Annotated in this window: 28 protein-coding genes; 21 read left to right on the top strand and 7 right to left on the bottom strand. The window is 47.2% G+C overall.

Features of this window, described 5'->3' with window-relative positions; all coding sequences use genetic code 11:
• Positions 1-7 precede the first annotated feature (7 nt).
• The 3 genes from ACWXW9_RS09570 (at position 8) to ACWXW9_RS09560 (ending at position 3,670) form a co-directional block, all read left to right on the top strand.
• A complete protein-coding gene (locus ACWXW9_RS09570) occupies positions 8-991 on the top strand; it encodes a FecCD family ABC transporter permease (protein WP_494929206.1) in 984 nt (327 codons plus the stop codon).
• On the top strand, positions 981-1,784 hold the full coding sequence (locus ACWXW9_RS09565) for an ABC transporter ATP-binding protein (protein WP_494929205.1): 804 nt from the start codon (positions 981-983) through the stop codon (positions 1,782-1,784). Before ACWXW9_RS09570 ends, ACWXW9_RS09565 begins: the two co-directional genes overlap by 11 nt.
• 257 nt (positions 1,785-2,041) lie before the next feature.
• Entirely contained in the window at positions 2,042-3,670 is a 1,629-nt protein-coding gene (locus tag ACWXW9_RS09560; protein ID WP_494929204.1) for an ABC-F family ATP-binding cassette domain-containing protein, read from the top strand.
• A gap of 175 nt (positions 3,671-3,845) precedes the next feature.
• On the opposite strand, the gene ACWXW9_RS09555 is transcribed toward ACWXW9_RS09560, so the two are convergent.
• Positions 3,846-4,031 carry a hypothetical protein gene (locus tag ACWXW9_RS09555; RefSeq protein ID WP_013311941.1) on the bottom strand — a complete coding sequence of 62 codons (186 nt, stop codon included), beginning with the start codon at positions 4,029-4,031 and terminating at the stop codon, positions 3,846-3,848.
• Positions 4,032-4,576: 545 nt separating this feature from the next.
• Between ACWXW9_RS09555 and ACWXW9_RS09550 the strand changes: the two genes are divergently transcribed.
• Complete coding sequence (locus ACWXW9_RS09550; protein WP_149095160.1) at positions 4,577-5,446, top strand: cation diffusion facilitator family transporter; 870 nt, start codon at positions 4,577-4,579, stop codon at positions 5,444-5,446.
• 191 nt (positions 5,447-5,637) lie between these two features.
• Entirely contained in the window at positions 5,638-6,807 is a 1,170-nt protein-coding gene (locus tag ACWXW9_RS09545) for a C40 family peptidase (protein ID WP_494929203.1), read from the top strand.
• Positions 6,808-6,946: 139 nt separating this feature from the next.
• Here ACWXW9_RS09545 and ACWXW9_RS09540 read toward each other — a convergent pair whose 3' ends face one another.
• On the bottom strand, positions 6,947-7,114 hold the full coding sequence (locus tag ACWXW9_RS09540) for a DUF1328 domain-containing protein (protein WP_494929202.1): 168 nt from the start codon (positions 7,112-7,114) through the stop codon (positions 6,947-6,949).
• Positions 7,115-7,375: 261 nt separating this feature from the next.
• Here ACWXW9_RS09540 and ACWXW9_RS09535 point away from each other — a divergent pair, with 261 nt between their 5' ends.
• The 11 genes from ACWXW9_RS09535 to ACWXW9_RS09485 all read left to right on the top strand — a co-directional run bounded on the left by ACWXW9_RS09535 (position 7,376) and on the right by ACWXW9_RS09485 (position 19,424).
• Entirely contained in the window at positions 7,376-7,897 is a 522-nt protein-coding gene (locus tag ACWXW9_RS09535) for a DUF948 domain-containing protein (protein WP_431086952.1), read from the top strand.
• Positions 7,898-7,948: 51 nt separating this feature from the next.
• Positions 7,949-8,467, top strand: a complete 519-nt coding sequence (locus ACWXW9_RS09530) for a hypothetical protein (RefSeq protein ID WP_494929201.1) — start codon at positions 7,949-7,951, stop codon at positions 8,465-8,467.
• 100 nt (positions 8,468-8,567) lie between these two features.
• Complete coding sequence (locus tag ACWXW9_RS09525; protein WP_025684488.1) at positions 8,568-8,909, top strand: YflT domain-containing protein; 342 nt, start codon at positions 8,568-8,570, stop codon at positions 8,907-8,909.
• 242 nt (positions 8,910-9,151) lie between these two features.
• Positions 9,152-10,333, top strand: coding sequence for a PP2C family protein-serine/threonine phosphatase (locus ACWXW9_RS09520; protein WP_494929200.1), 1,182 nt, complete (start codon positions 9,152-9,154; stop codon positions 10,331-10,333).
• Positions 10,317-14,015 carry a response regulator gene (locus tag ACWXW9_RS09515; protein WP_494929199.1) on the top strand — a complete coding sequence of 1,233 codons (3,699 nt, stop codon included), beginning with the start codon at positions 10,317-10,319 and terminating at the stop codon, positions 14,013-14,015. Before ACWXW9_RS09520 ends, ACWXW9_RS09515 begins: the two co-directional genes overlap by 17 nt.
• Before the next feature lie 78 nt (positions 14,016-14,093).
• On the top strand, positions 14,094-14,963 hold the full coding sequence (locus tag ACWXW9_RS09510; protein WP_494929198.1) for a CheR family methyltransferase: 870 nt from the start codon (positions 14,094-14,096) through the stop codon (positions 14,961-14,963).
• Between the two features lie 19 nt (positions 14,964-14,982).
• Positions 14,983-16,653: a response regulator gene (locus ACWXW9_RS09505; RefSeq protein WP_494929197.1), complete on the top strand. Its 1,671-nt coding sequence runs from the start codon at positions 14,983-14,985 to the stop codon at positions 16,651-16,653.
• Between the two features lie 112 nt (positions 16,654-16,765).
• Positions 16,766-17,104, top strand: a complete 339-nt coding sequence (locus tag ACWXW9_RS09500; protein ID WP_494929196.1) for an STAS domain-containing protein — start codon at positions 16,766-16,768, stop codon at positions 17,102-17,104.
• An 18-nt stretch (positions 17,105-17,122) separates the two neighbouring features.
• Entirely contained in the window at positions 17,123-17,575 is a 453-nt protein-coding gene (rsbW, locus tag ACWXW9_RS09495; protein ID WP_044644457.1) for an anti-sigma B factor RsbW, read from the top strand.
• Positions 17,572-18,345 carry a sigma-70 family RNA polymerase sigma factor gene (locus tag ACWXW9_RS09490; protein WP_014278091.1) on the top strand — a complete coding sequence of 258 codons (774 nt, stop codon included), beginning with the start codon at positions 17,572-17,574 and terminating at the stop codon, positions 18,343-18,345. Before rsbW ends, ACWXW9_RS09490 begins: the two co-directional genes overlap by 4 nt.
• A gap of 110 nt (positions 18,346-18,455) precedes the next feature.
• A complete protein-coding gene (locus tag ACWXW9_RS09485) occupies positions 18,456-19,424 on the top strand; it encodes a magnesium transporter CorA family protein (RefSeq protein ID WP_494929195.1) in 969 nt (322 codons plus the stop codon).
• A 92-nt stretch (positions 19,425-19,516) separates the two neighbouring features.
• On the opposite strand, the gene ACWXW9_RS09480 is transcribed toward ACWXW9_RS09485, so the two are convergent.
• The 4 genes from ACWXW9_RS09480 to ACWXW9_RS09465 form a co-directional block, all read right to left on the bottom strand.
• Complete coding sequence (locus ACWXW9_RS09480; protein ID WP_494929354.1) at positions 19,517-19,930, bottom strand: DUF5665 domain-containing protein; 414 nt, start codon at positions 19,928-19,930, stop codon at positions 19,517-19,519.
• A gap of 97 nt (positions 19,931-20,027) precedes the next feature.
• On the bottom strand, positions 20,028-20,432 hold the full coding sequence (locus ACWXW9_RS09475; RefSeq protein WP_494929194.1) for a YtxH domain-containing protein: 405 nt from the start codon (positions 20,430-20,432) through the stop codon (positions 20,028-20,030).
• A gap of 42 nt (positions 20,433-20,474) precedes the next feature.
• Entirely contained in the window at positions 20,475-20,732 is a 258-nt protein-coding gene (locus ACWXW9_RS09470) for a GlsB/YeaQ/YmgE family stress response membrane protein (protein WP_134912704.1), read from the bottom strand.
• Positions 20,733-20,928: 196 nt separating this feature from the next.
• Entirely contained in the window at positions 20,929-21,603 is a 675-nt protein-coding gene (locus tag ACWXW9_RS09465; RefSeq protein WP_494929193.1) for a phosphatase PAP2 family protein, read from the bottom strand.
• A gap of 234 nt (positions 21,604-21,837) precedes the next feature.
• Here ACWXW9_RS09465 and ACWXW9_RS09460 point away from each other — a divergent pair, with 234 nt between their 5' ends.
• Positions 21,838-22,557 carry a pirin family protein gene (locus ACWXW9_RS09460; RefSeq protein ID WP_494929192.1) on the top strand — a complete coding sequence of 240 codons (720 nt, stop codon included), beginning with the start codon at positions 21,838-21,840 and terminating at the stop codon, positions 22,555-22,557.
• A gap of 174 nt (positions 22,558-22,731) precedes the next feature.
• On the opposite strand, the gene ACWXW9_RS09455 is transcribed toward ACWXW9_RS09460, so the two are convergent.
• Positions 22,732-22,959, bottom strand: coding sequence for a DUF1128 domain-containing protein (locus ACWXW9_RS09455; RefSeq protein WP_044644451.1), 228 nt, complete (start codon positions 22,957-22,959; stop codon positions 22,732-22,734).
• A gap of 121 nt (positions 22,960-23,080) precedes the next feature.
• On the opposite strand from ACWXW9_RS09455, the gene yyaC reads away from it, so the two are divergent.
• From yyaC to ACWXW9_RS09435, 4 genes are all read left to right on the top strand, one after another.
• On the top strand, positions 23,081-23,671 hold the full coding sequence (gene yyaC, locus ACWXW9_RS09450; RefSeq protein WP_494929191.1) for a spore protease YyaC: 591 nt from the start codon (positions 23,081-23,083) through the stop codon (positions 23,669-23,671).
• Positions 23,672-23,757: 86 nt separating this feature from the next.
• On the top strand, positions 23,758-24,552 hold the full coding sequence (locus tag ACWXW9_RS09445; RefSeq protein WP_494929190.1) for an alpha/beta fold hydrolase: 795 nt from the start codon (positions 23,758-23,760) through the stop codon (positions 24,550-24,552).
• A gap of 206 nt (positions 24,553-24,758) precedes the next feature.
• Complete coding sequence (locus tag ACWXW9_RS09440; protein ID WP_494929189.1) at positions 24,759-25,415, top strand: DUF6483 family protein; 657 nt, start codon at positions 24,759-24,761, stop codon at positions 25,413-25,415.
• Positions 25,402-26,616 (top strand): class I SAM-dependent methyltransferase, encoded by a 1,215-nt coding sequence (locus ACWXW9_RS09435; protein ID WP_494929188.1) that lies wholly within the window; start codon positions 25,402-25,404, stop codon positions 26,614-26,616. Before ACWXW9_RS09440 ends, ACWXW9_RS09435 begins: the two co-directional genes overlap by 14 nt.
• The last annotated feature ends 101 nt before the right edge of the window (positions 26,617-26,717 follow it).

The following is a 26,717-nucleotide window of genomic DNA, read 5'->3' as shown; positions in this document are numbered from 1 at the left end:
TGATGACATGTCGAAAAAAGGTTGGAGTTTTATCGTTGTAATCGCCTTGCTCATCGGTGTCATTCTCTATTCAGCGATGACAGGAAGTCTCAAGGTGAATTTGAGCCAATTGGTGACCGGATTATGGACAGGGACGGATGATCAGGTCAATGTGGTCAAGGATCTGAGGCTTCCGAGAATTATCGTAGCCGTGATGGCGGGAGCCGCGCTTGCGGTGGCGGGTGTTTTGCTGCAAGCCGTGATGAAAAACCCGCTGGCTGATGCCGGGGTTATAGGTATTTCTTCAGGGGCGGCTCTGGTTTCGCTGATTGCGGTTACGATCTTTCCGGCACTCTATTTCTGGATGCCCTTCTTTTCTTTTATCGGTGGTGCGCTGGCCTGTCTCATGGTTTACGGATTTTCATGGAAATCCGGCCTGCATCCGATTCGTCTGATCTTGATCGGGGTCGCTGTGAATGCGATTTTTTCGGGTCTGGGGCAGTCGTTTAATTATCGGGGGAGTTATGCGGTCACCAGCATTAATCAGGTTACAACCTCAACCTTGTCCATGAAAAAATGGGTCGATGTCGAGGTTATTGTGACCTATGGCGGGATTGGGCTGATTTTAGCCATGCTCGTGTTTTCCTGGTGCAATTTTTTGTCTTTGCAAGATAAAACGGCTAAAAACCTGGGATTCAATGTGACGCGTGCGCGGCTTTTGATCTCCGTCATTGCGGTGCTGCTTGCGGCAACGGCTACAGCCATTGCCGGAGTTATTGCCTTTATTGGCCTGCTCGTTCCGCATTGTGCCCGCTACTTGGTGGGTTCGGATCACAAATGGCTGATTCCGTTCTCTGCTTTATGCGGGGGATTGCTGCTACTGCTCGCGGATACACTGGGCCGGACAGTACTTGCTCCCAATGAAATTCCGGCTTCTATTATTATGGCCGTCATTGGCGGGCCGTTCCTGATATTCCTGATCAGAAAGGCGGATCGCACTTATGGATATTAAGGATATTACCTTTTCATATGACCGAAAAACGGATCGTCTTCACGCCATCAATGCTGTCATTGATCCGGGACGGATTACAACCATCATTGGTCCCAACGGCTGTGGCAAATCGACACTGCTTAGCGTCATGTCGAACAATGTGGCTCCCCGCCTGGGTCAAGTGATTTTGGACGGTAAAGAGATTGCCCACTACAAGCCCAAGGAACTAGCCCGTCAACTGGCGGTAGTTCATCAGCAGAATGAGGCACCTTCTGACTTGACCGTAGAAAAGCTCGTCAGTTTCGGAAGGCTTCCTCATAAGAGCATGTTCACAGCGAGACGTGAGGAGGATGAGCAGGCGGTCGAATGGGCAATAGCCTGTACGAATCTGGAGGAACGCAGAACACGCACGCTGGACCAGCTATCCGGGGGAGAACGGCAGCGTGTGTGGATTGCAATGGCCTTGGCACAACGGACACCGATTTTATTTTTGGATGAGCCGACCACCTATCTAGATATGTACTACCAGCTTGAAATTTTGGAACTCATCCGGCAGTTAAATCAGGAACACGGCCTGACGATCGTAATGGTGCTGCATGATATCAATCAGGCTATTCGTTATAGCGACGTTATGATTGCCATGAAGGAAGGGCGCATTATAACGAACGGTCCGCCCGCTAAGGTCGTCACATCCGATATGATTCAGGCAGTATACGGCGTGGAAGTAGTCGTAAGACATGACGCTGAGGCGGGAATGTATCTTATTCCGATTGGTGTGGGAGCTTCCGTACATTTACAAGCACAGGGAGTGTAGATACTGCCTACTGAATGGCTCGTCGTCTCCTGGTGGCATCGAATTTGAAAACAAGAAAAAATGGTTCTGGCCTGCGGTTTTGTCAGGAGACAATCGTGGGGATGGAAGCATTTTTTATTTTATTTTTAGAATATCGACGGAGGATTCAGGGTTGTTCGGTTGACACACGGTTCGATTCCGATCCGTTGTGTGTTATACTATTGCCGTCGGTAATTTTGTGATTAGCACTTTACTAATGATAAGGATGGTATGCTCATATGATCAGTACAAGCGGCGTAACGCTTCGTTATGGTAAACGCCCACTTTTTGAAGACGTAAATATCAAATTTACTCCTGGAAACTGCTACGGCCTGATTGGGGCGAATGGCGCGGGCAAATCTACCTTTTTGAAAATTCTTTCTGGTGAAATCGAAGCCAATTCAGGTGAGGTTCACATGACACCGGGCGAACGGATGGCAGTGCTCAAGCAGAACCATTACGAATACGATGAATTCCCAGTTCTGGAAACCGTTATTATGGGTCATACGCGTCTGTATGAAATCATGAAGGAAAAAGATTCGCTGTATGCTAAATCAGAATTCACAGAGGCAGACGGCCTGCGTGCCGGCGAGCTTGAAGGTGAATTTGCGGAGCTGAACGGATGGGATGCCGAGCCGGATGCGGCTTCATTGCTGATCGGTCTTGGGATTCCGCGCGACCTGCATGACAAGAACATGTCTGAGCTGAGCGGTAATGACAAGGTACGTGTTTTGCTGGCTCAAGCGTTGTTTGGTCGTCCGAACAACTTGCTGCTCGATGAGCCTACCAACCATTTGGACCTCGAATCCATTCAATGGCTGGAAAATTTCTTGATGGACTATGAAGGCACCGTCATCGTCGTATCCCATGATCGTCACTTCCTGAACAAGGTATGTACACATATTGCGGATATTGATTTTGGCAAAATCCAGATGTACGTCGGCAACTACGACTTCTGGTATGAGTCCAGCCAGCTTGCGCTTGCCTTGACTCGTGATGCCAACAAGAAAAAGGAAGAGAAGATCAAGGAACTGCAAGCCTTTATTCAGCGCTTTTCCGCGAATGCTTCCAAGTCCAAACAGGCTACTTCACGTAAAAAACAATTGGATAAAATTACGCTGGACGATATTCGTCCGTCGAACCGTAAATATCCGTTCCTGAACTTCAAGCCCGAACGCGAAGCGGGCAAACAGCTGTTGACGGTAGACCGTCTCAGCAAATCCATTGAAGGCGAGCAAGTGCTGAATGAGTTCAGTCTGGTTGTGAACAAAGGCGATAAAATCGCGTTTGTCGGCCCGAACGGTTTGCCTAAATCAACGCTCTTTCAGGTATTGATGAACGAAACTGAAGCGGATAGCGGTGAATTCTCTTGGGGGATTACCACCACTCAGGCTTATTTCCCGAAAGACAATTCCACCTATTTTGAAGGTGTGGATATGAATCTCGTGGAATGGCTGCGCCAATATTCCAAGGATCAGGACGAAACGTTCCTGCGTGGCTTCCTGGGACGTATGCTCTTCTCAGGTGAAGAAGCGCTTAAGAAAGCAAGCGTGCTGTCCGGAGGCGAGAAGGTTCGCTGTATGCTGGCCAAGATGATGCTGAACGGCGCCAATGTGCTGCTGCTGGATGAACCGACCAATCACTTGGATCTGGAATCCATTACAGCGCTGAACAATGGTCTGATCGACTTTGACGGTACCGTGTTGTTTACATCTCATGACCATCAGTTCATTCAAACCATCGCGAACCGTATCGTAGAAATTACGCCAAACGGTGTAATCGACCGTACGATGAGCTATGATGAATACTTGGAAAACGATGAAATCGCAAAATTGCGTGAACGTATGTATCCGGTAGAAATCGGCTAAAACCAGCTAATTTCAGTAAATAGATAAACGAAAAGAGGAGCTCCTTCAGGCCATTTATGATGGCGGGGGAGACTCCTCTTTTTCGTTTGCGCCATTACCAATGGCTTACACCGGTAAGGCTACAGGGCAAAGATAATCCTGCCTGAGTCCGGTGCAGCTAGCCTAACGGGTTGGCTTATGATCCGCCTGTACGACGGCGTTGGTTGTTCGGCTTCTTCGTATTTTGGCTTTTCAGTGTTTTGGCGGAACCGCCTTGAAAGCCGCCCTGCTGTGAAGCGCCGGACTGCTGTTTTTTTTGTGCCAGCTTTTCCCGAATGGCATCTGCGAGATTAACTTTACGTGGTTCATTAGCATCGCTCATGAATAAATTCCTCCTGTTGCCGCCAAATTCATGTCAATCATGCTGGATTGAAGGAAAACGCGGCTGTGTCCCCATTTTATACGTTTTTAAAAGATGGGACAAGGGCAACAATGATAACATGACGACGGGGCGGACGGGAAGAGGGAATGCCTATTTTTTGCATAAAGGAAAAAATGTTTTATACACCCCACAGGGATGGAGCTTGGCAATACTTTTTCGTTGTTCCTACAGCAATGCGGAGCGGAAAGACTGTTTCTCTAGACCCACACAAAGAACGTCTGCTATCCTAGAAATAGCCGTTATCCAAAGGGCAAATGGTTATTTTTAGGGCAGCTATGCTGCTGTTTTGGAAAAGCACTGTTTACCGTAGAAGTGCAGATCGTTTGATAGGTTTATTTTCAAGCAGCTATGCTGCTATTTTTATTTTTGGGTTGGCGCAGCATGGAACGGTATAAGTGTTTATCCTGACTTTTATGGTTCTCCCGTGACTATGGTGGTGAGATCGTTCTGTCGGGAACTCTAATTTTGAAGGAGTGTTCCCCGTTGTGGTGAATGTGTATGATGAAATACGAAAAGGTGAGCGAGGGGCATGGGTGAGCATTATCGCCTACCTTTTTCTGTCTGCCTTTAAGCTGATTAGCGGATATATATTTGCTTCCAGTGCGTTACTGGCCGATGGATTTAACAATGTCACTGATATTGTGGTGTCCGTTGCCGTACTGATCGGTCTGCGAATATCTCAAAAACCGCCGGACTCCGACCATGCCTATGGACATTTTAGAGCGGAAACGATAGCGGCGTTGCTGGCATCCTTTATTATGACTGTCGTCGGTCTTCAGGTGCTTATTGACGGAATCGGAAGTATTTTCAGAGGGGGCAAGCAGACGCCTGATGTTACTTCCGCAGGAGTAGCGGTAATATGTGCAGTCATTATGCTGGGAGTATACATGTACAACAACAGACTGGCCCGGAAAATTAACAACAAGGCGTTACTGGCGGCAGCCAAGGATAATCTGTCAGATGCGCTCGTCAGTATCGGTGCAGCGGTTGGTATTATTGGGGCACAATTTGGATTGCCATGGCTGGATACGGTTGCGGCTATAGCGGTAGGATTTATAATCTGTAAAACGGCGTGGGATATTTTCAAGGACTCTACACACAGCCTGACGGATGGTTTTGATGAGCAGGAGCTGTCAGACTTACGTAGTACGATTGCTCATATACCCGGTGTAGAGGGGATTCGTGATGTCAAGGCACGGGTACACGGCAATCATGCTTTGGTGGATGTTGTCATAGAGGTGAACCCGCAACTCAGCCTGATTGAAGGACATCGGATCAGCGACCGGATTGAGGAACGCCTGCAAGAGGTTCATAATACGATGCATGTACATGTCCATGTAGAACCCAAATTATAGATTATTTATTTAATAATTAGTAGTAAAAATGACTTTAGACCTATGTATAAAAGGTGTATACGCTGCCTTTTGTGACGTTTGGATTATATCTCTCTTCCTGTTGCTTTTACTATAATGAAAGCATGTCCGGCTATATTCGTCGGAATTGGACTTGCTCTTCAAATTCGTAAAAACAGCCAGGAGGTGCAACATTGAGAAGACGCGTGATGGGAATGCTCATGACGTCAGCCGCGCTGTTGGCAGCAATTCATATGGCGCCGGGTCAGGTTGACGCAGCGGCATCGACAGCATCTACGGGACAGAAGGCGGTTATTCAGGCGGCTGTAAAGCTTAGATCCGGCCCTTCGACTACGGGAGATGTAGTCAGCTTTATGAAGCAGGGAGAGGCCGTAACGGTATTGGAGAAAACAAACAGCTATTGGTATAAGATCAAGACGTCTGATGGGGTAACTGGATACACAAGCAGCTCCGACAAGTACATAAAAGTAGGCGCTACCAGCGTCGCTGCTGCTGTCACCGAGCCTGCCGTCCGTAAACCGGAAGCCAAAGAAGTGCTTAAAACTAACAGTTCAGCCAAAGAGGCTCCAGCCTCAGTGAATAGTTCTGCCGGTCAAACGAAAGCTACGATTCAAACGTCCGTTCGTTTGCGGGCGGAGGCATCCACTTCATCCGAGGTTTTGGGCTATTTGAATGCAGGAGATATCGTCACCATTACAGATCCAAGTAACGCCTATTGGTTTAAGATTACCAATGCTGATGGCACGGTGGGCTATGTCAGCTCGTCTCCACAGTATATTCGTATTGGTGAGGGTGTTGTTGTGCAGCAGCCTGTGGCTGCTCCAGTAACATCTGCTCCTGACACTACCGTGATTCCTGCGGCAGCATCTCCTGCGGAAGCCATAAACTTGCCTTCTGGTGACGCAGCGGCTGCCATTGAACAGGTTATTAACACAGGGATGACTTATCTCGGTACTCCATATGAATATGGTTCCGATCGTAACAGTACGGCTACTTTTGATTGCTCGGCATTTACCCGTCAAATTTTCCGTCAGGCTGCAGGTATTCAGCTTCCGGCGGATTCACGTTCACAGGGTGAGTGGATCAAGCAGAATAGTCAGCCAAACACAGACATGACCACGCTGAAGCGTGGCGATCTGCTTTTCTTTACTAATTACAACGCGTCTTCAGGGGCGTATACGTCCTTGGATAATTCCTCCCAAACGATTACACACGTAGCTGTATATCTGGGAGACAACAAGCTTCTTCATACGTTTTCTGTAGCGGGTGGCGGTGTGAAAGTTACGGATTTCAGCAAGCCTTGGCAGGATCGTTTCCTGTTCGGGGGTAGCGTAATCCAATAAAAGCGCCATTAGCCTTAAAAAATTACGCATTAAAAATAGGATGTTCCACAACCCTGTAATTGGGGCGGGAACATCCTATTTTTAAAGCTATATAATGATATATCTTCACTACACTTGTTTCAGACTTCTTCTATTACGCCTATGGCGCTCGTCTTCTTCCGGTAAAGAGTGAAATGACGAACAACACCAAAAATAACACAAACAATATTTTGGCGATTGTAGCAGCTATGGATACAACGATACCAAAAAAACCTAAAATCCCGGCGATCACGGCAAAAACTAAAAATAAAGCGGACCATTTCAGCATGTTCTGCATCCTCCTTCAATTGTATATAATGTGGCATACTCACGCCCGATAGAGCGTGGCTGCGAATGATGGCTGAATCATTTGAATCTTTCGTGGCTGTGCCATCGTTATATGTTGTTTTAAACCGTGTCCCAATCCGTGAAACATAGCGTAAGGAGTGGAGGAAAAGCCGAGCTGTGACGTTGTTTCGTGTCTGAACGTAAGGGGTAACTATGCAGTAATCATAAACATCATCGTGAAAAACGAAAGAGAGGTTAGGCCATGTTAACACAGGTCAGTATTTTTATTATCGCTATCGCATTTGCAGTTCTCGTTATTTTCCTCATTAGAACACTTAAAGCAGCACAAGGCTCTCTTGAAAAGGTAACTCAGACTCTGCAGGATGTACAAAAAACAGTAGATGAGCTGAGCTATGAAGTAAAGCAAACGGTTCGACATGCCAATGACATTACCGCAGACGTTGATCATAAATTGAAGCAGGTGGAGCCTGTGATGGAATCGGTTAGAAACTTGGGCGAGGTGCTTAACGAAGTCACTCTAGCTGCGAAGCAGGCTTCCGCGGCATTAATCACCCGGTTTCAGAAGCCGCATCATACAGTGGATAAAAAGACAGGTACGGAAACCGCGATCAAGTCAGTTGCTTCGAACAGGCCGTTAACTTCAACGGAACGGACGGTTCAGAGTTACAATGCGACCTACGAGGAGCCTGCGGCAAAGCCGGCTAAAAACTGGTTGGGTTATGTAGATATCGCTGCCGGGGTGTGGCAGAAAATGCGTCAGTAGCATAGCGACTGAACCGTAAACTATAGGAAATTCATTGAAAGGGTGAGATTTATGATGAAGATTTTATGGCTAGCTGCTGGTTTGCTCACTCCCTTTTCCGGACAGGATACGGTTCAGCAAGCCGTTTCCCCGCATACGGCGGGGCATGTAGTAAGGGCTGTGCAGACGATTCCCGCCAAAAATGCCGTACCGGCTGATTTTCATACGTTAAACGGCATATCTCTGGACGATACGCGTATGGATGTATTGAAAAAACTGGGCAAGCCCCTTCGAGTGAAAAAGGATATGCTGCTGCTTTCTACGGAATATCAATATCCTGACGTGGTGGTTGGTTTGCGAGATGATATGGTTTCTTATGTGCATGTAGATCCTGCTGCCGGACGGATCAAGGTCAATGACGAGTGGCTGCCGCTAAAACGGCAAACGCTGGATAAGGCGCTGGGTGGCTCGCAATTTACAGCGGAGGATGGCGAGGTATACGTTCGTGGACAGCGTGCGATCAAAGTGTTTATGGATGAGACGTCCGATCAACCCCAATATGTTGAGTTTTTTGATGAAACGGAGTGGTAATGTCTCTAATTTTAAGAGCATGACATAACATGGAAGTTTCAAACGAATGTACAGCGTGTAATAGTCAGAGAAGTCAATCCTAATAAGGAGCGTGAGAAACATGAATCAGACCCATCATAAATCTTATGCCAAAGTGGTAGAGAACGGTGTACAAGCCGTCGAAGCGGTGAATGAATTGCGCAACACGGGCTATCGTTATGAGGATGTGTTCGTGCTCGCTCATGATCAGGACCGGACGGATCGTATTGCAGATACGGTGGATGCCAAGGAAATCGGGATTAAGGAAGAGGGCGTTTTTGACTCATTAGCCAATCTGTTCCGTTCCCGTGGCGACGAGCTTCGCGCTAAAATTACTTCCTTGGGATTTACAGATACGGAAGCTGATTTTTACGAAAAAGAACTGGATCAGGGCAAAGTTCTGGTCATTGCCAAAAAAGCTTGATAACGCCAGTTAAACAGGAAAATAGATTGGCATTAGAGCTGAAAAAGAGGATGCTGACCGCCGCACAAGTGCTTCGCGGTTCCTCCAAAAACATAGATAAGGAATGGGGCGAGGGCCTCATTCCTTATCTATGTTTTTGGAATACCTTCTTATGGAGACGCTATTTCAGGTTCAGATCCATAAGAGTGTTGCCGCTTAAACAGGTATAGTATAATACATGGGTTACAGATAAGGAGAGAGAAATGAGAATCCTAATTGTTGACGATAATCCGACCAATGTCATTATTATTCGTGAAATATTAAAGAAAGAAAATTATAGGGATGTTATCTCTGCCAGCTCAGCCGCAGAAATGTTAGAGCATTTGGGGATCGGCGACCGTACCATTAGTCTGCGCCCCCGACCTTCCGATATTGATTTGGTTCTGCTGGATATGATGATGCCTGAAATGGATGGTATTGAAGCTTGCAGCATCGTGCAGGAATACGAGCATCTGAAAGATATACCCATCATTATGGTAACTGCTGTAGGCGATTCCAAGAAACTGGCACAGGCGCTGGACGTGGGGGCCGTCGATTATGTCACCAAGCCTATTAATAAGGTAGAATTAATGGCCAGAATACGGCTTGCCTTGCGTCTCAAGCAGGAAAAGGACTGGCATAAAGATCGGGACCAGCGGATTCAGGACGAACTGAAGCTGGCCGCGATGGTACAGCAGGCGGTGCTTAGTCCTGCCATCCAAGATCCTGTACTGCAAGTCAATGCCCTGTATCAGCCTTCCTTTGAACTGGCGGGAGACTTGTATTCCTGGTATCCGCTCGGGGAAGGAAGATATGCGATCATTTTGCTGGATATGATGGGTCATGGCATCTCTTCTTCACTGTTCTGCATGTTCATTGCATCTGTGCTCAAGGATACCGTGACCACCTACGTAGAGCCGGAAAAGGTGATTCAGGAGCTGAATCGTCGCTTTAACCAACTGGATTTGGGAAAGCAGCTCGTACAGTATTATTTTACGGCGATTTATATGGTCATTGATACCCGTTCTCGGCGGATTGATTATGTGAATGCAGGGCATCCGCCCGGCTTATTGTTCAGCCAAGATGGCAGCATCACCAAATTTGACCGTGCATGCAGTCCAGTAGGTTTGTTTGATAAAATTGATGCGGAGATGCACACGATCCATTATGAAGGAACGGGGCATATCGCTCTGTATACCGATGGCTTGCTGGAGGCTGTAGAGGGCGAATATGAAGAGCAACTGGAGTATTTGACCGCATGTCTGCGCAAGCATGAGGAATGGAATGAAGAAGCGATGCTGGATGCTTTTTTTCGTAAAGAAGCACCGCAGGATCGCGATGATGATAAGTGCCTGATCTGGATTTCATTGAAAGAGGGAGAGAGCTTGCATGAAAATCAGAAATAAACTGCTGATCGGCTTTGGGTCGCTAATGGCGATCCTCCTTGTGCTGACGCTAATCAGCTATGATCGAATGGGGAGTCTGAATGAGCAGCTAAATCAGGTTTACCAGGACCGCTATATGAAGGTCCGAAAAACGACGGCCATTCGCGGTCAGGTGAACGATATGGCGAAGGTTATGGCTAATCTGATCCTGAATCCGGGAGCCTCTGTCAGTGAGGCCAAACGCGAGCTTGATGGTATTACCGCTTCCGGAACTAAGGTGCTGGAACAACTGGAATCCGGTTCTGGAACCAGTGAGGAGCAGCAGCAAGTGGATCGGGTAGCGGCCGCCTGGAAGGACTTCCTGAGCTATGAGCAAAGGCTGATTTCCTTGTTGAATCAAGACCGTATTGAGGAAGCGAATGCATTCCGTAATAGTACGGGGTTACCTGCTCAACAGGAGGCGCTGGACAGTGTTTCTACACTTGCCGTTTTTCAGGATCGGGAAATCGATCATGATATGGAGCAAGCCAACCAGGCTTATCAGGAATCCGTACAGATTACCACAATTCTGATGGTCGCCGGTCTGCTTATGGGGTTATTGGTTATTTTGTGGGTGCTTCCAAGTATTGCGAAGGGCCTGAATATCGTTAACCTCATGATTAACGGCTTTGGCAAAGGAAAATACAGGGCGATCAGCCGAATGAATGTAGCCTCCAAGGACGAGATTGGGGAGGTTGCCCGCGTATTTCAACAAATGGCTGGAGACCTGGAGGAAAAACGCAAATTTGAGCATTCCGTTCTTCAGACGCAGAAAGATCAAGCCTGGCTTAATGCCAACACGGCACGAGTAACAGAGCTGTTCCGAGGCGTGAATTCACTGGAGCAGGTCGCACAGATGTTTATCAGTGAGTTTACGCCCATTTTGGGAGGCAGCTACGGAGCGATTTATTTGCAAGGCAAGGAAGTGGAGGATGCCCAATTTAAGCTGTACGGCTCCTATGCGAAGGAGTCTGGTGAAGATTCGATCAAGGACGTTATCCATGTTGGCGAAGGCTTGCTTGGACAAAGTGTTCAGGATCGTAAGCCGATCCTGATTACAGAAGCTCCTGATGGATACTTGTCCGTCGGCTCCGCATTGGGGGCGAGTAAGCCGGTGGGAATTATGATTTTCCCTATTTTGTTCGAGGACGATTGTATCGGTGCTGTGGAAGTAGCGTCGCTGGACCGCTTTAGTGATCTGGAAACGAAGCTATTTGCTCAATTAGTCGAGAGCTTGGGGATCATTTTGAACAACATTAAGGGACGGATGCGGGTAGAGCAACTGCTGCGCGAATCGCAGGCGTTGACCGAGGAATTGCAGTGCCAGTCCGAGGAACTTCAAACCCAGCAAGAGGAGCTCAAGCGTTCTAACGAAAATTTGGAGGAGCAGACGGAGGAGCTTAAACGTTCTGAAGAATTGCTACAGCGTCAGCAGGAGGAACTGGAGCATTTTAACACCGAACTGATAGCCAAGACGAGAGCGCTGGAAGAGCAGGTTCGGGAAGGGGAAGAAAAGAACGACGAGATCGAACGTGCGCGTGGCCAGTTGGAGCAGCAGGCGATGCAGTTGGGCATCACGAGCAAATACAAATCCGAGTTTTTGGCGAATATGTCGCATGAACTGCGTACTCCGCTGAATAGCTTGCTCATTCTATCCCAGCTTCTGTCTGAGAACAAGGACGGCAATCTTAAGCCCAAGCAGGTTGAATATGCACAGACCATTTATATGTCAGGCGCAGATTTACTGAAAATGATTGATGAAATTCTGGATTTATCCAAAGTGGACGCCGGGAAAATGGATATTAACCATGAAGCCGTCAATCTGAAAGAACTGGAGATGTTTGTGGAGCAAAATTTTGCTCCAGTCGCAGCCAAGCGTGAACTTCAACTTCATACCGAGATAGAAGAAAACTTGCCGGAAGCCATTATCAGTGACGGGTATCGTCTTAAACAAATTTTACGCAATTTATTGTCCAATGCATTCAAGTTTACGACAGAGGGATCTGTTTGTTTTAGTGTTTCAAGGGCAACTGGTGACCAGCTTCCTGGCTTTCTAAATCCGCATAAATCCTATCTGGCCTTGTCTGTACATGATACGGGCATCGGCATTGCTTCGGATAAAACGGATCTCATTTTTGAGGCTTTCCAGCAGGTAGATGGAACAACCAGCCGTAAATACGGTGGAACCGGACTTGGCTTGTCGATCAGCCGCGAGCTTTCAAGATTACTGGGAGGTGTCATTACAGTAGAATCCGAGCAGGGGCAGGGCAGTTGCTTCACGTTGTATCTGCCGGAACAAACGCAAACAACAGAGGGTGCGGAGTCGCAATCGGGCGCGGAACTGGATACTGGTGGTGTGGCAGCATCCGCAGAGTCGAATTCTCCTATGCTTGTTCCCGCTGAGCAGTTGCCTATGTATCAGATGCCTTCAAAGGAAAAATCGGAGAACATCGTGCACCCAGGCGACGACCGGAACGAGATTGCCTCGAAGGATAAGGTATTACTGATCATAGAGGATGATGTTAAATTCGCTAAAATCCTGTACGATATGGCTCGTAGCCGTGACTTTAAGGCACTTATCGCTCTACAGGGAGACGATGGGCTGGACATGGCCAGATCCTATTTGCCGGACGCCATTATTATGGATATTCAATTGCCTGTTATGGATGGCTGGTCCATTTTGGGCGAGCTGAAAGGAAATTCATTTACACGGCATATTCCGGTACATGTTATTTCGGTCATCGACGATGTGAAGCAAGGCTTGATGATGGGTGCGATTGCCTATCTCAAAAAGCCATCTTCAAAGGAAAGTCTGGATAAGGCATTTTCACATATTAAATCATATACAGATAAAATGGTGAAACGTCTTCTCGTGGTCGAGGACGACGAGAATCAGCGTAAATCCATTATTGAGCTGATTGACCATGACGATGTTGCTATTACGGCGGTGTCCACCGGGCAAGAAGCACTGAATGAGCTGGGGGTACAGCGATATGACTGTATGGTGCTGGATCTTATGCTTAACGATATGACAGGCTTTGAATTGCTCGACCGCATTCGGGACAATGAGGAACTGACCGATCTGCCGATTATTATTTATACGGGTAAAGACCTGGACAGCAAAGAAGAAACGCAACTGCGCAAATTTGCGGAGTCCATTATTATTAAGGATGTCAAATCGCCCGAACGGCTTTTGGATGAAACGACCCTGTTCCTGCATCGTGTCGAAGCGAATCTCCCTGAGGACAAACGTAAAATTTTGCAGAAGCTATATAACAAGGAAGAATTGTTTGAAGGTAAAAAAATATTGTTGGTGGATGATGATATCCGGAACGTATTCGCCCTGTCCAGTGTGTTGGAAAGTTACCGCATGGAGGTTACCTTTGCGGAAAATGGTAGAGAAGCGCTGGAAATGCTGGAACAGACACCTGATTTTGATCTGGTGCTGATGGATATGATGATGCCGGAAATGGACGGATATGAAGCCATGCGGCGAATTCGGCTGATGCCGCAATTCGAGAAGCTGCCTATTATTGCCCTCACAGCCAAGGCTATGAAGGATGATCGTTCCAAGTGTATTGAGGCAGGCGCTTCCGATTATGTGAAGAAGCCGATTCAAACCGAACAGCTTTTGTCATTAATGCGGGTATGGCTGTATTCGTAGCCCGAAAAAATGGGTAATATAAATCAACACATGATTGGAGCGGTACTGGAAAACCTATTCAGGAATTGGAGAGAGATTATGACATCAAAGGATACGGCGGATAATGCTGCTATTGAACTGAAATCGAATGAAACGGAGCGGGAAATGATTGAGATTGAGCTGTTGCTGGAAGGCATTCATCGGCTGTACGGCTACGATTTTCGTAACTACGCTCTGCCTTCGATCAAGCGGCGTATTTATTATCATGCACAGTCCGAGAATGTTAGCACGATATCAGGGCTTCTGGAGAAGGTGCTGCATGATCGCAGCGCCTTCGACAGACTGGTGCAAAGCCTTTCGATTCCAGTGACCGAGATGTTCCGTGATCCTGAGCTGTTTCTGAATTTCAGGCGGAAAATAATACCGATTTTACGGACATATCCGTATATTCGAATATGGCATGCAGGCTGCTCGACAGGTGAGGAAGTATACTCGATGGCGATCATGCTGCATGAGGAAGGCTTATATGATAAAGCCCGTATTTATGCGACGGATATGAATAACCTGTCTTTACAGCAGGCGAAGGAAGGCGTATACGGGATTGATCGAATGAAGCTGTATACCAAAAATTATTTGGAGTCAGGAGGTACGCAATCGTTCTCCGAATATTACACAGCCAAGTATGATTCAGTGATGTTTCATCCTTTTTTACGTAAAAACATTATTTTTGCGGAGCACAACTTGGCGACAGACCGGTCCTTTAACGAGTTCAACGTTATTTTTTGCCGGAATGTCATGATTTATTTTAACGATGAACTTCGCAACCATGTACACGGGTTGTTTTATGATAGCTTGAGCCATTTTGGCGTATTGGTGCTTGGGGCCAAGGAATCCATACATTTTACCGATTATAGTGATTCCTACGAGCCGCTGGACCGGGTAGAAAAAATATACCGGAAGATAAAATAGAGATGCTTAGGAGGATCCCATGGGGCTTCATGAACCGATTCATATACTGCTGGTAGATGACAGACCTGAGAACCTGCTCGCTCTTGAAGCGGTGCTGGAGAGTGAACAATATAATTTGGTAAAGGCAACATCCGGGGAAGAAGCACTGCGATGTCTGTTAAAAGATGAATTCGCACTGGTAGTCCTTGATGTGCAAATGCCGGGTATGGATGGAATTGAGACTGCAAAGCTGATTAAGGCCAGAGAGAAGACGAAAGATATTCCGATCATCTTCATTTCCGCTAACAGTAAGGAAGCGGAGCATTTGTTTGCCGGTTATTCAGCGGGTGGTATTGATTATATGGTGAAGCCATTCATCCCTCAAATTCTCAAGTCCAAAATTGAAGGCTTTGTGCAAATGTATCTGACCAACAAACGCCTGAAAACACAGTCCATGCTGCTTCATCAGAAGACGCATGAGCTGGAGAAGATGAATAGCGAACTGATTGCCGCCAAGGAGGCAGCCGAAATCGCAGCCAATGCCAAAACGGAGTTCCTGGCTATGATGAGCCATGAAATTCGGACACCTATGAACGGTGTGATTGGCATGATTGACCTGTTGATGGAAACAGAGCTGCAAAGCGATCAGCAGGAATATGCCGATATCATCCGCCGCAGTGCAGATGCGCTCGTAGCGGTCATTAACGATATTCTGGATTTTACCAAGCTGGAGTCAGGCAAAATGGAGATAGAGGAATATCCGTTTGATCTGGTTTCCTGTATCAAGGAAGTTTTCAGCCTGTTTACGGTGGAAGTAAATCGAAAGAATCTGGAGATGGATTATTTTCTGGATGAGCAGCTACCGCCAGTGTTATACGGTGATATGGGAAGACTGCGTCAGGTTCTCATTAATCTGGTATCCAATGCCGTCAAATTTACAGATCGTGGTGGTGTATATGTCTTTGCATCGGTCAAAGAGCGTAGCGACGAAGGACTTACCGTTGAATTTTCCGTGAAGGATACAGGCATTGGTATTGAGCCAGCCAAGGTTGGAAGGCTGTTTCAGCCCTTTTCCCAGCTTGATTCTTCGATGACGCGCAAATATGGTGGAACCGGTTTAGGACTCGCTATTTGCAAAACATTGGTGAACATGATGGGCGGCGATATCCGTGTGGATACAAGTGGAGAGCAAGGGGTAACATTCCATTTTACAACGAAGCTTGGCTTTGCTCAGGAAAATGAACTGGAGGGAGAGTCCAGTCACGAATGGGAAATTCTCCATCAGAACTCCTCAAGCCGTAAACCTGTACTGGTCGTGGATGACCATCCGATTAACCAGAAGCTGATGGTCAATATACTGGATAAGCTCGGTTTGGCTTCGGATGTGGCAGCAGACGGGCAGCAGGCGCTTGATATGGTCATGGCTAACCAGGATTATGACTATATCTTCATGGACCTGCAAATGCCTGTGATGGACGGATTAGAGTGTACGGGCAAGGTGCGTGAACAATTGGCGGGAAGGTCACAGCCTGCTATTATCGCCATGACAGCGAATGTGATGGATGGTATTCAGCCCCGATGTATTGAAGCCGGAATGAACGATTATATTAGCAAACCCGTGAAAATCAGCAGTGTAAAACAGGCTCTACTGCGGCATTCTCCGGATCATTTTCCAATGCAATCAGGCAAAGACCAAATTCACGAGGCGTAGCCTGATGTGTAGATGGTGACATTTGGAAGGTGCAGAAAGCATCATGCGGTGATTCAAGCGATCGTATAATGGGTTAGTATGTAAGGAAATCTTTTTTCGGGAGAGTTGGCCTATGAATACTAATAAAAATGAGAAGTTCAATGCGATTACTGAAACAAACGATGGAGTAAATACCGTGTATCTTAGCGGAGAGCTGGATCTTTCGGTGGCACCTGATTTTCGTCTGGTGATGGAGCCTTTGGTGGGGAAATCCGGCCAGGACTTGATTATTAACTTAAAAGAGCTTAAATACATTGACAGTACAGGTATCGGTATTTTGTTATCTATTTTGAAGGCAAGGCATGGGATGGAGTCCCGGTTTGCCGTTCAGGAGGTACCCCCTCAAATTCAAAAACTGTTTGATATGACCGGTATTGCCAAATTCTTTGTCCCCCAGGAGAATTCCCAATAGGAAAGGAAAGAAAAAGAAATGAATGCTCAAATTCAAAAAGTAGTTCTTAATTTGCCGGCAACTGCTGACTTTGTCGATATTGTAAGATTAAATTTGTACGGAATTGCCGCGAAAATGGGATTCTCTTACGAGGATATAGAAGACATGAAAGTGGCTGTATCTGAAGCCTGTAATAACTCTGTTCTTTATGCTTACGGTCATGAAGGCGGAGTGGTGGAAGTAACATTCGAATTTGACGAAGCTTCGTTGTCCATCCGTGTCAAAGATGAAGGGGAGAGCTTTGAACGAATGGAGAACCCGTCCCGACTTGCATCCTTGCATGACAAAGAGCTGAATGATGCGCAGGTAGGCGGACTGGGATTCTATCTCATGCAGGCGCTTATGGACGATGTCCATATCTTGAATGAGACTGGAAAAGGCACGGAAGTCGTGCTTGTAAAGCGTCTGGTCAGAAGCGAGGAAAAAGTATGAATGAAAAGGTAACTCCCCCGGAGTCGATGGATGAAGCCGTTGGTCTAATCTGGGAGTACCAGCAAACCAAAGATAACGAGATTGCTACCGTGCTAATCCGCAAGTATGAGCCAATGGTCAAGATGGCTGCCGGGAAAATCTCCCGTAACCGCCCGGACTTATACGAGGATTTATACCAAACCGGTCAGATGGCTTTGATACGTCTGCTTCAGCAATACGATATCAGCTTGGGAATCCCCTTTGAACCGTATGCTATGAAAAGTATGCTGGGACATATGAAAAATTATTTGCGCGACAAATCCTGGTACATTCAGGTTCCTCGCCGCATCAAGGAAAAGGGTGCGCTCGTTCAGCATGCTATCGACGAACTAACCGTCAAACTGGAACGTTCGCCGAATGTGAACGAGATTGCGGAGTATTTGGACCTTACCGTAGAGGAAACGATCGAAGTGCTCGCAGGTCGTGAGTGCTACCATTATGTGTCACTGGATTCCCCTTTATCCCAGGAGGAGAGTGCGGCTACGTTAGGCGAGCTTATCAGCTCAGATGCCAACGACTATGACACTGTGGAAAAACGAATGGATTTACAGCAAGCCCTAAGCCAACTGAAAGAGCAGGAACAGAAGGTGCTTCTTCTGGCATTTCAGGATGGTCAATCTCAACGTGCGATTGCGCAGACCTTGGGCGTATCGCAGATGAGTGTATCCCGCATCCAGAAGCGGGCAACCGAGAAGCTGAAACAAATCATGTCTAATTCTTCTATCTCATGATAGGAAGACGGCCTTCATGGTTTCGATTACTGGACGTCACATCGTAAGGACACGCCATTCCATCAGGGAAGCGTGTCCTTTTTTAAAGCGGAAAAGGAGGGGGAGGAAGGGTGAAATCCACGACAGCATTTGAACAGATTTCCTCCTTTCGCGGAGGGTGGGAATGGTGGGACATCAGCGCTACAGGCTGGCAGTCCCCCGTCATACAAGAGCTAAAGGATAAGCTCCCGGACGCTCAGGAATGGCTGGACAAGGTAGAGGATATCCCGTCCAGTTTTATTTCTGTACGCTTTCCGGATGGCGATCAACCTTTGATATGCGGCTCGCTAATCTATTCCATTCAGGAGGAAATCAACAGTCAACGCGATTGTAACAAGTTCTATTTTCTCGTGCTGGACCAGAAATTAGTAACCTTAAACCTGGATCAGAATACCCGCGAAATCATGCACACGGTTGAACGTCAAAAAATGCTTGACCGATGTGAAAGTGCGGCTGATGGAATGTTTGTGCTGGCGAGGGCCGTTCTTCATTATTTTCATACGGGAATGGACAAATTCGAGATTAACCTCAGAAAACTGGAAGAGGGTATGGAGAAAAGAAATGCCCGGACGCTGATGGATTCTATATTGAATGCGCGTTTTGAGCTGCTGTATTGGAGCAATATGTTCATTCCTTTTTCAGAGCTGGTGACGGCTTCCCGGGAGGCATATCTTGATGAACTGGAGGAAAATCGCTTTTTCAAGCAACTGCTTCACCGTGTCAATCGAATGGAAGGGCTGTTCCGGCATTATGAAAAGGAAATTGACACGCTGATCTCCATTGACGATGCCATTTCAGCATTCAGGGGAACTGAGATTACGAAGACGCTCACCATTGTAACGGCTGTATTTACACCGGCCACTGTAGTGGGCGCCATTTGGGGCATGAACTTCGAGAATCTGCCATGGATCAAAACAGGCTGGGGTTTTACGGCCGTGATTGCGGCGACCCTGTTAAGTATGGTGGGGATGTACGGCTGGCTGATGATGAAGGGATGGACAGGAGATTTGCTGAAAGCTAACAAGCGCAACAAGCTCTAGCGCAGTCATCCAAAATGTACAGATCAAAACGATCCATAGTAATGGGTTGCGTGTACGCACGAACCTCTGGTTACTATGGATCGTTTTGCTGTCTAATTTCCGCCTTGGCTCATTTTGATATAGCTTAGCAGCTCGGCAATGAAATCTCCGATGATCGGAAGATTCAGTTGTACAAGGAAGCTGAGCAGCCAAGCGAGTAGCGCGAGTATGACAACCGTCCCCAGCGTAAGGCCAAGACCCCTTGCAATGCCTGCGGTCAGGTTACTGATGATTCTTTTTTTGGGATTGGAATAGGTTTCTAGTACATCGCGAAATTCTACTTTTTCCAGCATGTCGGCTATTTGATCTAAACGGGTATTAAGCCGTTTCACTTCATGACGCAATTCAAAAGGATGCTCATCCACGTCAAAATCCCTGGATTCATCCTGACCCTGCCGGGGATGAAAGGTCCGTTTGTTGTTTACGCTAAGATCATCTCCATACGAGTTTAGCTTGCTCATCGTCATCCCTGCCTTTCTGTCATCTAAAAAACAGCCAGCTTCGTGCATGCTGGCTGTTCAGTGTTTTAAGGTCTATTCTTGTTGTAAACAGAATTCCCTGTCATTAGGAAGTCGCGTTTAATTGTTTTTGCGTTTCCTTGGCAGCCTGAGCCGTTGCATCCATAACCTCTTTATCCGCTTTGGCCGCTTCATCAGCGACATCGGCAGAAGCTTTGGTTACACTGGATACGATGTTGTCTTTGCTCTCGGCTACCGTTTTGGCTACATCTGCTGTCTTGGAGGAAACGGTTTTAGCCAGATCTGTTGCTTTGCTGCTCACTACGGATGCAACATCTTTTGTTTTATCGGAAACAACCGTAATTTTATCAGACAAATCGCTACGCAAATCGCGGCCTGGCTTCGGCGCGAATAGTAGGGCTGCCGCAGCACCAATCAAACCTCCGATGAATAGACCCTTTGCAAAGCTTGAAGTATTACCTACCGTATTTTGATTATCAATGTTACTCATGTCATATCACTCCTCTTATAGAATAAAAAATATATATAAATGTTAGGTAGCCCTTCTTAAAAGCCTGGACACAAGTCCGAGCAGGAACACAAATAATGCGGTTCCAAGTATGGCCGGAATGACTGCAAAATCACCGATGACCGGACCCCAGTTTCCCAGCAGCGTGGCACCAAGCCAAGCTCCTACAAATCCGGCGATCATAGAGCCTGCGATACCCCCAGGCATTTCATGGCCAGCGAGCGCGTCGCCAATCAATCCAATAATAATAGCCATTACAATACTTAATACAATTCCCCACACAAGGATCGCCCCCTTAATCTTCAGTTTAGCAGAAACGTCTGTCTAACAGAATCATAACGCTTTTTGTGAGTGATAAGTTTAAAGTGCTGCGTTATGTTGCTTACTTCGTATATAAACGCCGTAACTCCGTGTGAAACAAAAAAACGTCTCAAGCCACTTACGAACCGGGAGTCGATGAAAACAAAGAACACGGCAGCTATGCTCGCCGATAGATAACAGGAACGGTAAACACCAGCCAAATGATTCCGGCGATATAACCACCCACGATGTCAGTTGGAAAGTGAACCCCCAGATAGACCCGGCTTAGCCCGATCAGGAGAATCAAAAGTGCGCCAAGAACGCAGGGAAGGAAGATAGAGCGCTCATGAATTTTTCGTTCTATCGCCCAAATGGCAAAAACCATACCGTAAAATCCCATGGAAATCATGGCGTGCCCGCTGGGAAAACTATAGCCGCCGACTTCTACCAAATGCTGAAGTGCTGGGCGCTGCCGTTGCAAAATTTCTTTAATGAGCGTGTTCAACACCCACATCGCCGTAAAGCTGCTTATTACTGCAAAGACATAAGCTCTCGAACGGAGATATACCCAGCACAAGGTGGCAATACCCAGGGCAGTGAGTAATGAGACACGGAAGGAACCGAAAGACGTAATGAATACAGCGACAGGCAGAAGCTTGTGATGAGCCGCCGTTGTGTCTGGAAAGATTGCAGCCTGAATGCGTTCATCCCAATATAGAAAAGGAGCTGTACCGATCCATCGAGCAGTGTAGGCAATAAGAAGCAAAACGCCAATCATGACGATGGACGCGTACAGACTGCGACGTAAATAGTATGAAAAAAAATGGAATGTGTGAGGTTCTTGGGACCACATATGTAGAGAATCTCCTCCTTATGGCTGTGTACATCAATTTATCTTTTCGTACTATAAACTTAACCAATATTGAACCTGAGGGCAAAACCTGACCGGAACACCGCTCTGATTAACCCTTATAAGCCAAGGGTAAAAGGATCGTATCACAGCGTTTGCAATGCCGGGCCGGAAGTGGCTTAGGAAAAATGAAGTAAGGGCTGCTTTGCGGAACTGGAATCCATGGAGGTGTTAGATATGATTAAAATAGTGACATCGGCAGAGAGGCATACCTCAAATAAAGGGTGGATCCATAGTGAGTTTAGCTTTTCATTTGCGGATTATGAAGATCCGAGCAACGCGCATTTCGGCTGTATGCTGGCCCATAATGACAATGAGCTTAAACCGCAGCAGGGCTTCAAAAGACATCCGCATCATGATCTGGAAATTGTCACCTACGTGATTGAAGGCCAACTGCACCATAGTGACAGTCTGGGTCATGAACAGGATTTAAAAAGCGGCACGATTCAGGTTCTTAGTGCAGGCACAGGGATTGAACACGAGGAGCGAAATACAAGGGACGAGAAGCCGGTTCGTTTTTTGCAAATGTGGTTTTTGCCAGAGAACCCCGGTATTCAGCCTTCTTATCAGGTGCAAAACTTCAAACACAGCGAGCGTCTAAATCACTTACAGCCCGCCATATCTGGATCAGGACTTGAAGGAACACTGTCCATCGCTCAGGATGTAAATCTGTATCTCAGCAGATTGGAAAAAGGTCAACAGCTTGATTTACCTCAGCAGGAGGAACGGCGGACTCATATTTACGTTGTTAGTGGTCATGTGGAGGTTACTTGCCAGGATGGCAATTTTCAGTTGGGACCCGGTGATGCCGCACGAATCCACAAAAGCTGTCATTTAAAATTACAAGCTACAGGGAATGAGGATGTGTCTGAACTGGTGTTGGCGGATTTACCTTAAAGGCATCTGCGAAGAAACGCATAAGAGATGGATAAAAATAAAGCTCGTATCCCGTTACGCGTCTGTTAATGCGAACGGAGATACGAGTTTTATTTACGGGAGGCACTACCATGAACAGTGTCACCCAAGATGTTAGGCTGTAAGTAAGCTAAACGGTGAGCATCCGTCTTCTGATCAGGAGGGGTTACGTAATCTGCCCAGCTCGGAGACGATGGCCTCGACTTCTGAAATACTCAGATTAGGCTTGTTTATCACCATATCATAGACATCACGGAGATCCTCGTATTGCTCCAGAGAGAAAGCGGAGGACTGCATAGCAGCGCCACTCGCCATACGAAGCTTGGTTTTGATGCCTTCAATCATATGTTCAATGTTGGCATGAGACGGTACAGACAAATCCATTGTTAATGTTCCATCCTTTCATAATCAGGGGAAGTTGCCTGTATTGTACCATGTTTTTGTTGTAGAATGTACTGAAAGTCAGATTATCGGTCAACGGCCGGATCAAGGAGGATGGACGAAGGTGTCTTTGTATAATCGGGCTTCCGTATCTGGGCGCTCTCCTTTAGACAGTAATGCGGAAAAAACAGATCGCAAAGGGCTCGTACCGTTTTTTCGGGAAATTCATTCTCTTCATGAGGTGAATAAGCTGACCTTTGTTTGTATCGGCACGGATCGTTCGTCAGGCGATTCACTGGGACCGCTGGTCGGCACCATGCTTATGGAACAGGGCTTTCCACATGTGATAGGCACCATGACTGAGCCGTGCGACGCGGATCATCTGGTTTCGTATTTGAAGCGTATTCCCGAGGACCATCATGTGATTGCCATCGACGCTTGTCTGGGGCAGCAAGGCTCGGCGGGGATGTTTCTCGTTGCCCGTGAACCGCTGACTCCGGCACGTTCGGTCGGACTGGCACTGCCGTCTGTCGGAGATTACAGCGTCGCTGCCATTGTGAACGAGCGCAGTCCCAAACCCTACTGGACATTGCAAATGACATCACTGCATCTCGTCATGACGATGGCTACACATATAGCCCATGCTGCGGCTTGCGGGTTTGGTTTAAGAGCAGATTCGCAAGAATTTCCAGAGAGCTATCGTTTCAGATATTGATGGTCTGCTTAATAATATACATCAGCATGTTCAAATCATAATATATTCGCTCCAATAGATTATATACAGAGAAAGAAGGGTTCAACATGGAAAAGGTACTATGTGAAGGAACGACAATCTGCTATGCCGAACAGGGAAAAGGAGAGCCCATCATCCTGCTGCACGGATTTTGTGGAAGCTCCTCCTATTGGGATAAGGTTGTTCCATTGCTGTCCCAAAGCTATCGCTGCATTGTTCCGGACTTGCGTGGTCATGGACGTAGCGATGCTCCGCTTGGAGCCTACACGATTGATCAAATGGCGAATGATGTGCTTAAGCTTCAAGAGCAACTGGACATTCCACAGGCTGCCTGGTTCGGCCATTCCCTCGGGGGCTATTTGACGCTTTCTGCGGTACAGCGCCATCCCGAGCGACTTACAGCCTTCGGGCTGATTCACTCCACCGCCTATGCGGATACAGAGGAAGGAAAAGAAAAACGGAACAAGGCCGTATCCACCATTCAAACAGAGGGAATCACCGCATTTGTAGATGGACTCGTTCCCGGACTTTTTGCTCCACAACACGTAGAGTCCTTTTCGGATCAGGTGCTCAAGGTCAAAGAAATCGGTTATAAAACGCCGCCACAAGGAGCCGTAGGCACATCTTTGGCGATGCGTGAGCGTTCTGACCGCCGTGACGTGCTGTCGGCTTCCACCTTGCCCACTCTGTTAGTGGCGGGGGAGCAGGATCAGGCGATTCCTCCCGCCCGGACGTTTACGACAGATCGGGCCGGGGTCACTCAGGTCACAATACCTGAAGCTGGTCATATGAGTCTGTTCGAAGCGCCGGAACAACTGGTACATGCCATCTTGGCATTTTTACAACAAAACATCCAGCAGTAAACTTGAACAACAAAGCCAAAAAACCGGAACCATCTGGTACCAATACAGAGGGGGGCCGGTTTTTTGGCGTTTTAAATTGATTTTGATTGTTACCAAACGGTTTCCGTCTTGACCGAGCCATTTGGCTTTTGCACAAGGATGACTTACAATCAGAAGTGAAATAGTTCCTGGTTGTCGAGGCATCGGGATGGAAAGAAGGGAACGGCTTGCTCAGAAAAGATTATTTGCTCAGTATGATGGAAGAAATGACATCGGCAGTAGCATCGGTGCTTGGTCTAAGGCGTGAAAATAAACACGTCGAAGCGCTGAAACAACTGGATGACCTGCTTAACAAGCAGTTTCGCCTTCGTTCAGATTTGCTCAGACGATTGCCGCCGGAACAAATTATAGAGCTTTTCCGACTGGGCCCCGGTATTGAAGCGGACAAGCTTCAGCAGGTGGCTCGCATTTTGGAAGAAGAAGCCGCTATTTACCTGGAAACCGACAGAACAGACGAGGGCATACGAATCTTGATAAAATCCCTTCATCTATATTTGTACAGTGATGTGAATGGTGCGACCCGTGACATCCAGGTTCTGCCTGAGCGAATTGCGTGTATCGTCAATTTGGTTCAGGAATATGAGCTGCCAGCCGAAACAAGCAAGCTGCTGGCTGTTTATTACGAACGAGAGGACAGACTGGACGAGGCCGCTGATGTTTGGTTCGGACTGGCATGGGAGCAGCCGGAGCTGCTGCCGGATGCGGAGGCATTTTATACTCAATTGCTGGATAAGACGGATGCGGAGCTGCAACGGGGTGGACTTTCACGCCTGGAAGTAACCGAAGGTCTGGTCGAGATTACCCAACTACATGGAAGAAAGTGAGATGTACCTTTTGGATTCACTGCGTGAACTTATATACCAACTAACTACAGGAGGGTCCCTCATAACCGCGACGCTGAGTCAGCTTCGCAAACGGGAGGATGCTTCCTTTACTAAAGTGCAAATCAAGCCTGTGGAATTGAAGAACAAACTGCATTACCAGTTTGCTTTTCATTACAGCAACAAGGTCATTCATGAAAACCTGACCCCTGATGAAGCTAATGAGCGCATGACTACCTTGTTTGAGGATACGTTCCGTCAAGGGCTCTTGTGTGCGAAGAATGCGGACTATCAGGTGCTGATCAGTAAAAAATATAAAGTGTCCATTTTGACAAAATCACCGAGCAAAAGCTCAGCCGACCTGTCACATAACCGCAAAAAGCAATACGTGCTGGAAGAAGGTGAACGGATTCCTTTTCTGATTGAACTGGGGATCATGAATGAGGACGGCAAGGTACTGGCCCGCAAGTATGATAAGTTCCGCCAAATCAACCGTTTTCTCGAAATGGTGCAGGATGTACTGCCTAACCTTCCCGTAGGCCGCCCGTTAACCATTGTGGATTTTGGCTGCGGCAAATCATATTTGACCTTTGCGCTGTATCATTATTTGGCAGTACAGCAAAAACGACCTTTGCAGATCGTGGGTCTGGATTTGAAGGCAGATGTTATTGAAACCTGTAATCTTCTGGCTCAAAAGCTGCAATACCGCCAATTGGAGTTTTTGGTCGGTGATATTGCGGACTATAACGAGCTGGAGCAGGTGGATATGGTCGTGACTTTACATGCCTGTGATACCGCAACGGATGCTGCGCTGGAGAAAGCTGTCCGCTGGGGAGCGTCCGTTATTCTGTCGGTTCCGTGCTGCCAGCATGAGCTGTTTAGCCAGTTGGAAAATCCGGTGCTGGAGCCATTGCTTTCCCATGGTATTTTGAAGGAGCGCTTTTCAGCGCTGGCGACAGACGGTATCCGGGCCAAGCTGCTGGACATGATGGGATACCGGACACAGTTACTGGAATTTATCGACATGGAGCATACGCCTAAAAATATTTTGATCCGTGCCGTCAAAGGCCAAGCAGGGGAACGTTCTGTTTTATGGCGTGAATACACGGCATTTCGGGATTTTATTCATGCTGATCCTTATTTGGAGCGTGCCTGTGCGGATCTGCTTCCCGAGGGAGCAGGGCAGACAAAGAAACAGGAATAGAGATATAGCAAAAGTGGGGCCACTGCGAAGTGGCTCCACTTTTATTGTGATTCACAATTTACAGTTTGCAGTTACAGATTGAGTTGCTTCCCTTGCTTCGC

The organism is Paenibacillus sp. LT-B23 (assembly GCF_059417685.1).
The sequence above is the reverse complement of the archived record's forward strand: the minus strand, read 5'-3'. Positions and strand labels throughout refer to the sequence as shown.

Bases quoted from the DNA above. Each gene is read 5' to 3' on its own strand.
- ACWXW9_RS09560 (WP_494929204.1), top strand. From the start codon at position 2,042: ATGATCAGTACAAGCGGCGTAACGCTTCGTTATGGTAAACGCCCACTT.
- ACWXW9_RS09505 (WP_494929197.1), top strand. From the start codon at position 14,983: ATGGGGCTTCATGAACCGATTCATATACTGCTGGTAGATGACAGACCT.
- ACWXW9_RS09570 (WP_494929206.1), top strand. From the start codon at position 8: ATGTCGAAAAAAGGTTGGAGTTTTATCGTTGTAATCGCCTTGCTCATC.
- ACWXW9_RS09475 (WP_494929194.1), bottom strand. From the start codon at position 20,432: ATGAGTAACATTGATAATCAAAATACGGTAGGTAATACTTCAAGCTTT.
- rsbW (WP_044644457.1), top strand. From the start codon at position 17,123: ATGAATGCTCAAATTCAAAAAGTAGTTCTTAATTTGCCGGCAACTGCT.
- ACWXW9_RS09480 (WP_494929354.1), bottom strand. From the start codon at position 19,930: ATGACGATGAGCAAGCTAAACTCGTATGGAGATGATCTTAGCGTAAAC.
- ACWXW9_RS09555 (WP_013311941.1), bottom strand. From the start codon at position 4,031: ATGAGCGATGCTAATGAACCACGTAAAGTTAATCTCGCAGATGCCATT.
- ACWXW9_RS09460 (WP_494929192.1), top strand. From the start codon at position 21,838: ATGATTAAAATAGTGACATCGGCAGAGAGGCATACCTCAAATAAAGGG.
- ACWXW9_RS09515 (WP_494929199.1), top strand. From the start codon at position 10,317: ATGAAAATCAGAAATAAACTGCTGATCGGCTTTGGGTCGCTAATGGCG.
- ACWXW9_RS09525 (WP_025684488.1), top strand. From the start codon at position 8,568: ATGAATCAGACCCATCATAAATCTTATGCCAAAGTGGTAGAGAACGGT.
- ACWXW9_RS09500 (WP_494929196.1), top strand. From the start codon at position 16,766: ATGAATACTAATAAAAATGAGAAGTTCAATGCGATTACTGAAACAAAC.
- ACWXW9_RS09540 (WP_494929202.1), bottom strand. From the start codon at position 7,114: ATGCTGAAATGGTCCGCTTTATTTTTAGTTTTTGCCGTGATCGCCGGG.
- ACWXW9_RS09530 (WP_494929201.1), top strand. From the start codon at position 7,949: ATGATGAAGATTTTATGGCTAGCTGCTGGTTTGCTCACTCCCTTTTCC.
- ACWXW9_RS09465 (WP_494929193.1), bottom strand. From the start codon at position 21,603: ATGTGGTCCCAAGAACCTCACACATTCCATTTTTTTTCATACTATTTA.
- ACWXW9_RS09455 (WP_044644451.1), bottom strand. From the start codon at position 22,959: ATGGATTTGTCTGTACCGTCTCATGCCAACATTGAACATATGATTGAA.
- ACWXW9_RS09535 (WP_431086952.1), top strand. From the start codon at position 7,376: ATGTTAACACAGGTCAGTATTTTTATTATCGCTATCGCATTTGCAGTT.
- ACWXW9_RS09435 (WP_494929188.1), top strand. From the start codon at position 25,402: ATGGAAGAAAGTGAGATGTACCTTTTGGATTCACTGCGTGAACTTATA.
- ACWXW9_RS09520 (WP_494929200.1), top strand. From the start codon at position 9,152: ATGAGAATCCTAATTGTTGACGATAATCCGACCAATGTCATTATTATT.
- ACWXW9_RS09510 (WP_494929198.1), top strand. From the start codon at position 14,094: ATGACATCAAAGGATACGGCGGATAATGCTGCTATTGAACTGAAATCG.
- ACWXW9_RS09490 (WP_014278091.1), top strand. From the start codon at position 17,572: ATGAATGAAAAGGTAACTCCCCCGGAGTCGATGGATGAAGCCGTTGGT.
- ACWXW9_RS09445 (WP_494929190.1), top strand. From the start codon at position 23,758: ATGGAAAAGGTACTATGTGAAGGAACGACAATCTGCTATGCCGAACAG.
- ACWXW9_RS09565 (WP_494929205.1), top strand. From the start codon at position 981: ATGGATATTAAGGATATTACCTTTTCATATGACCGAAAAACGGATCGT.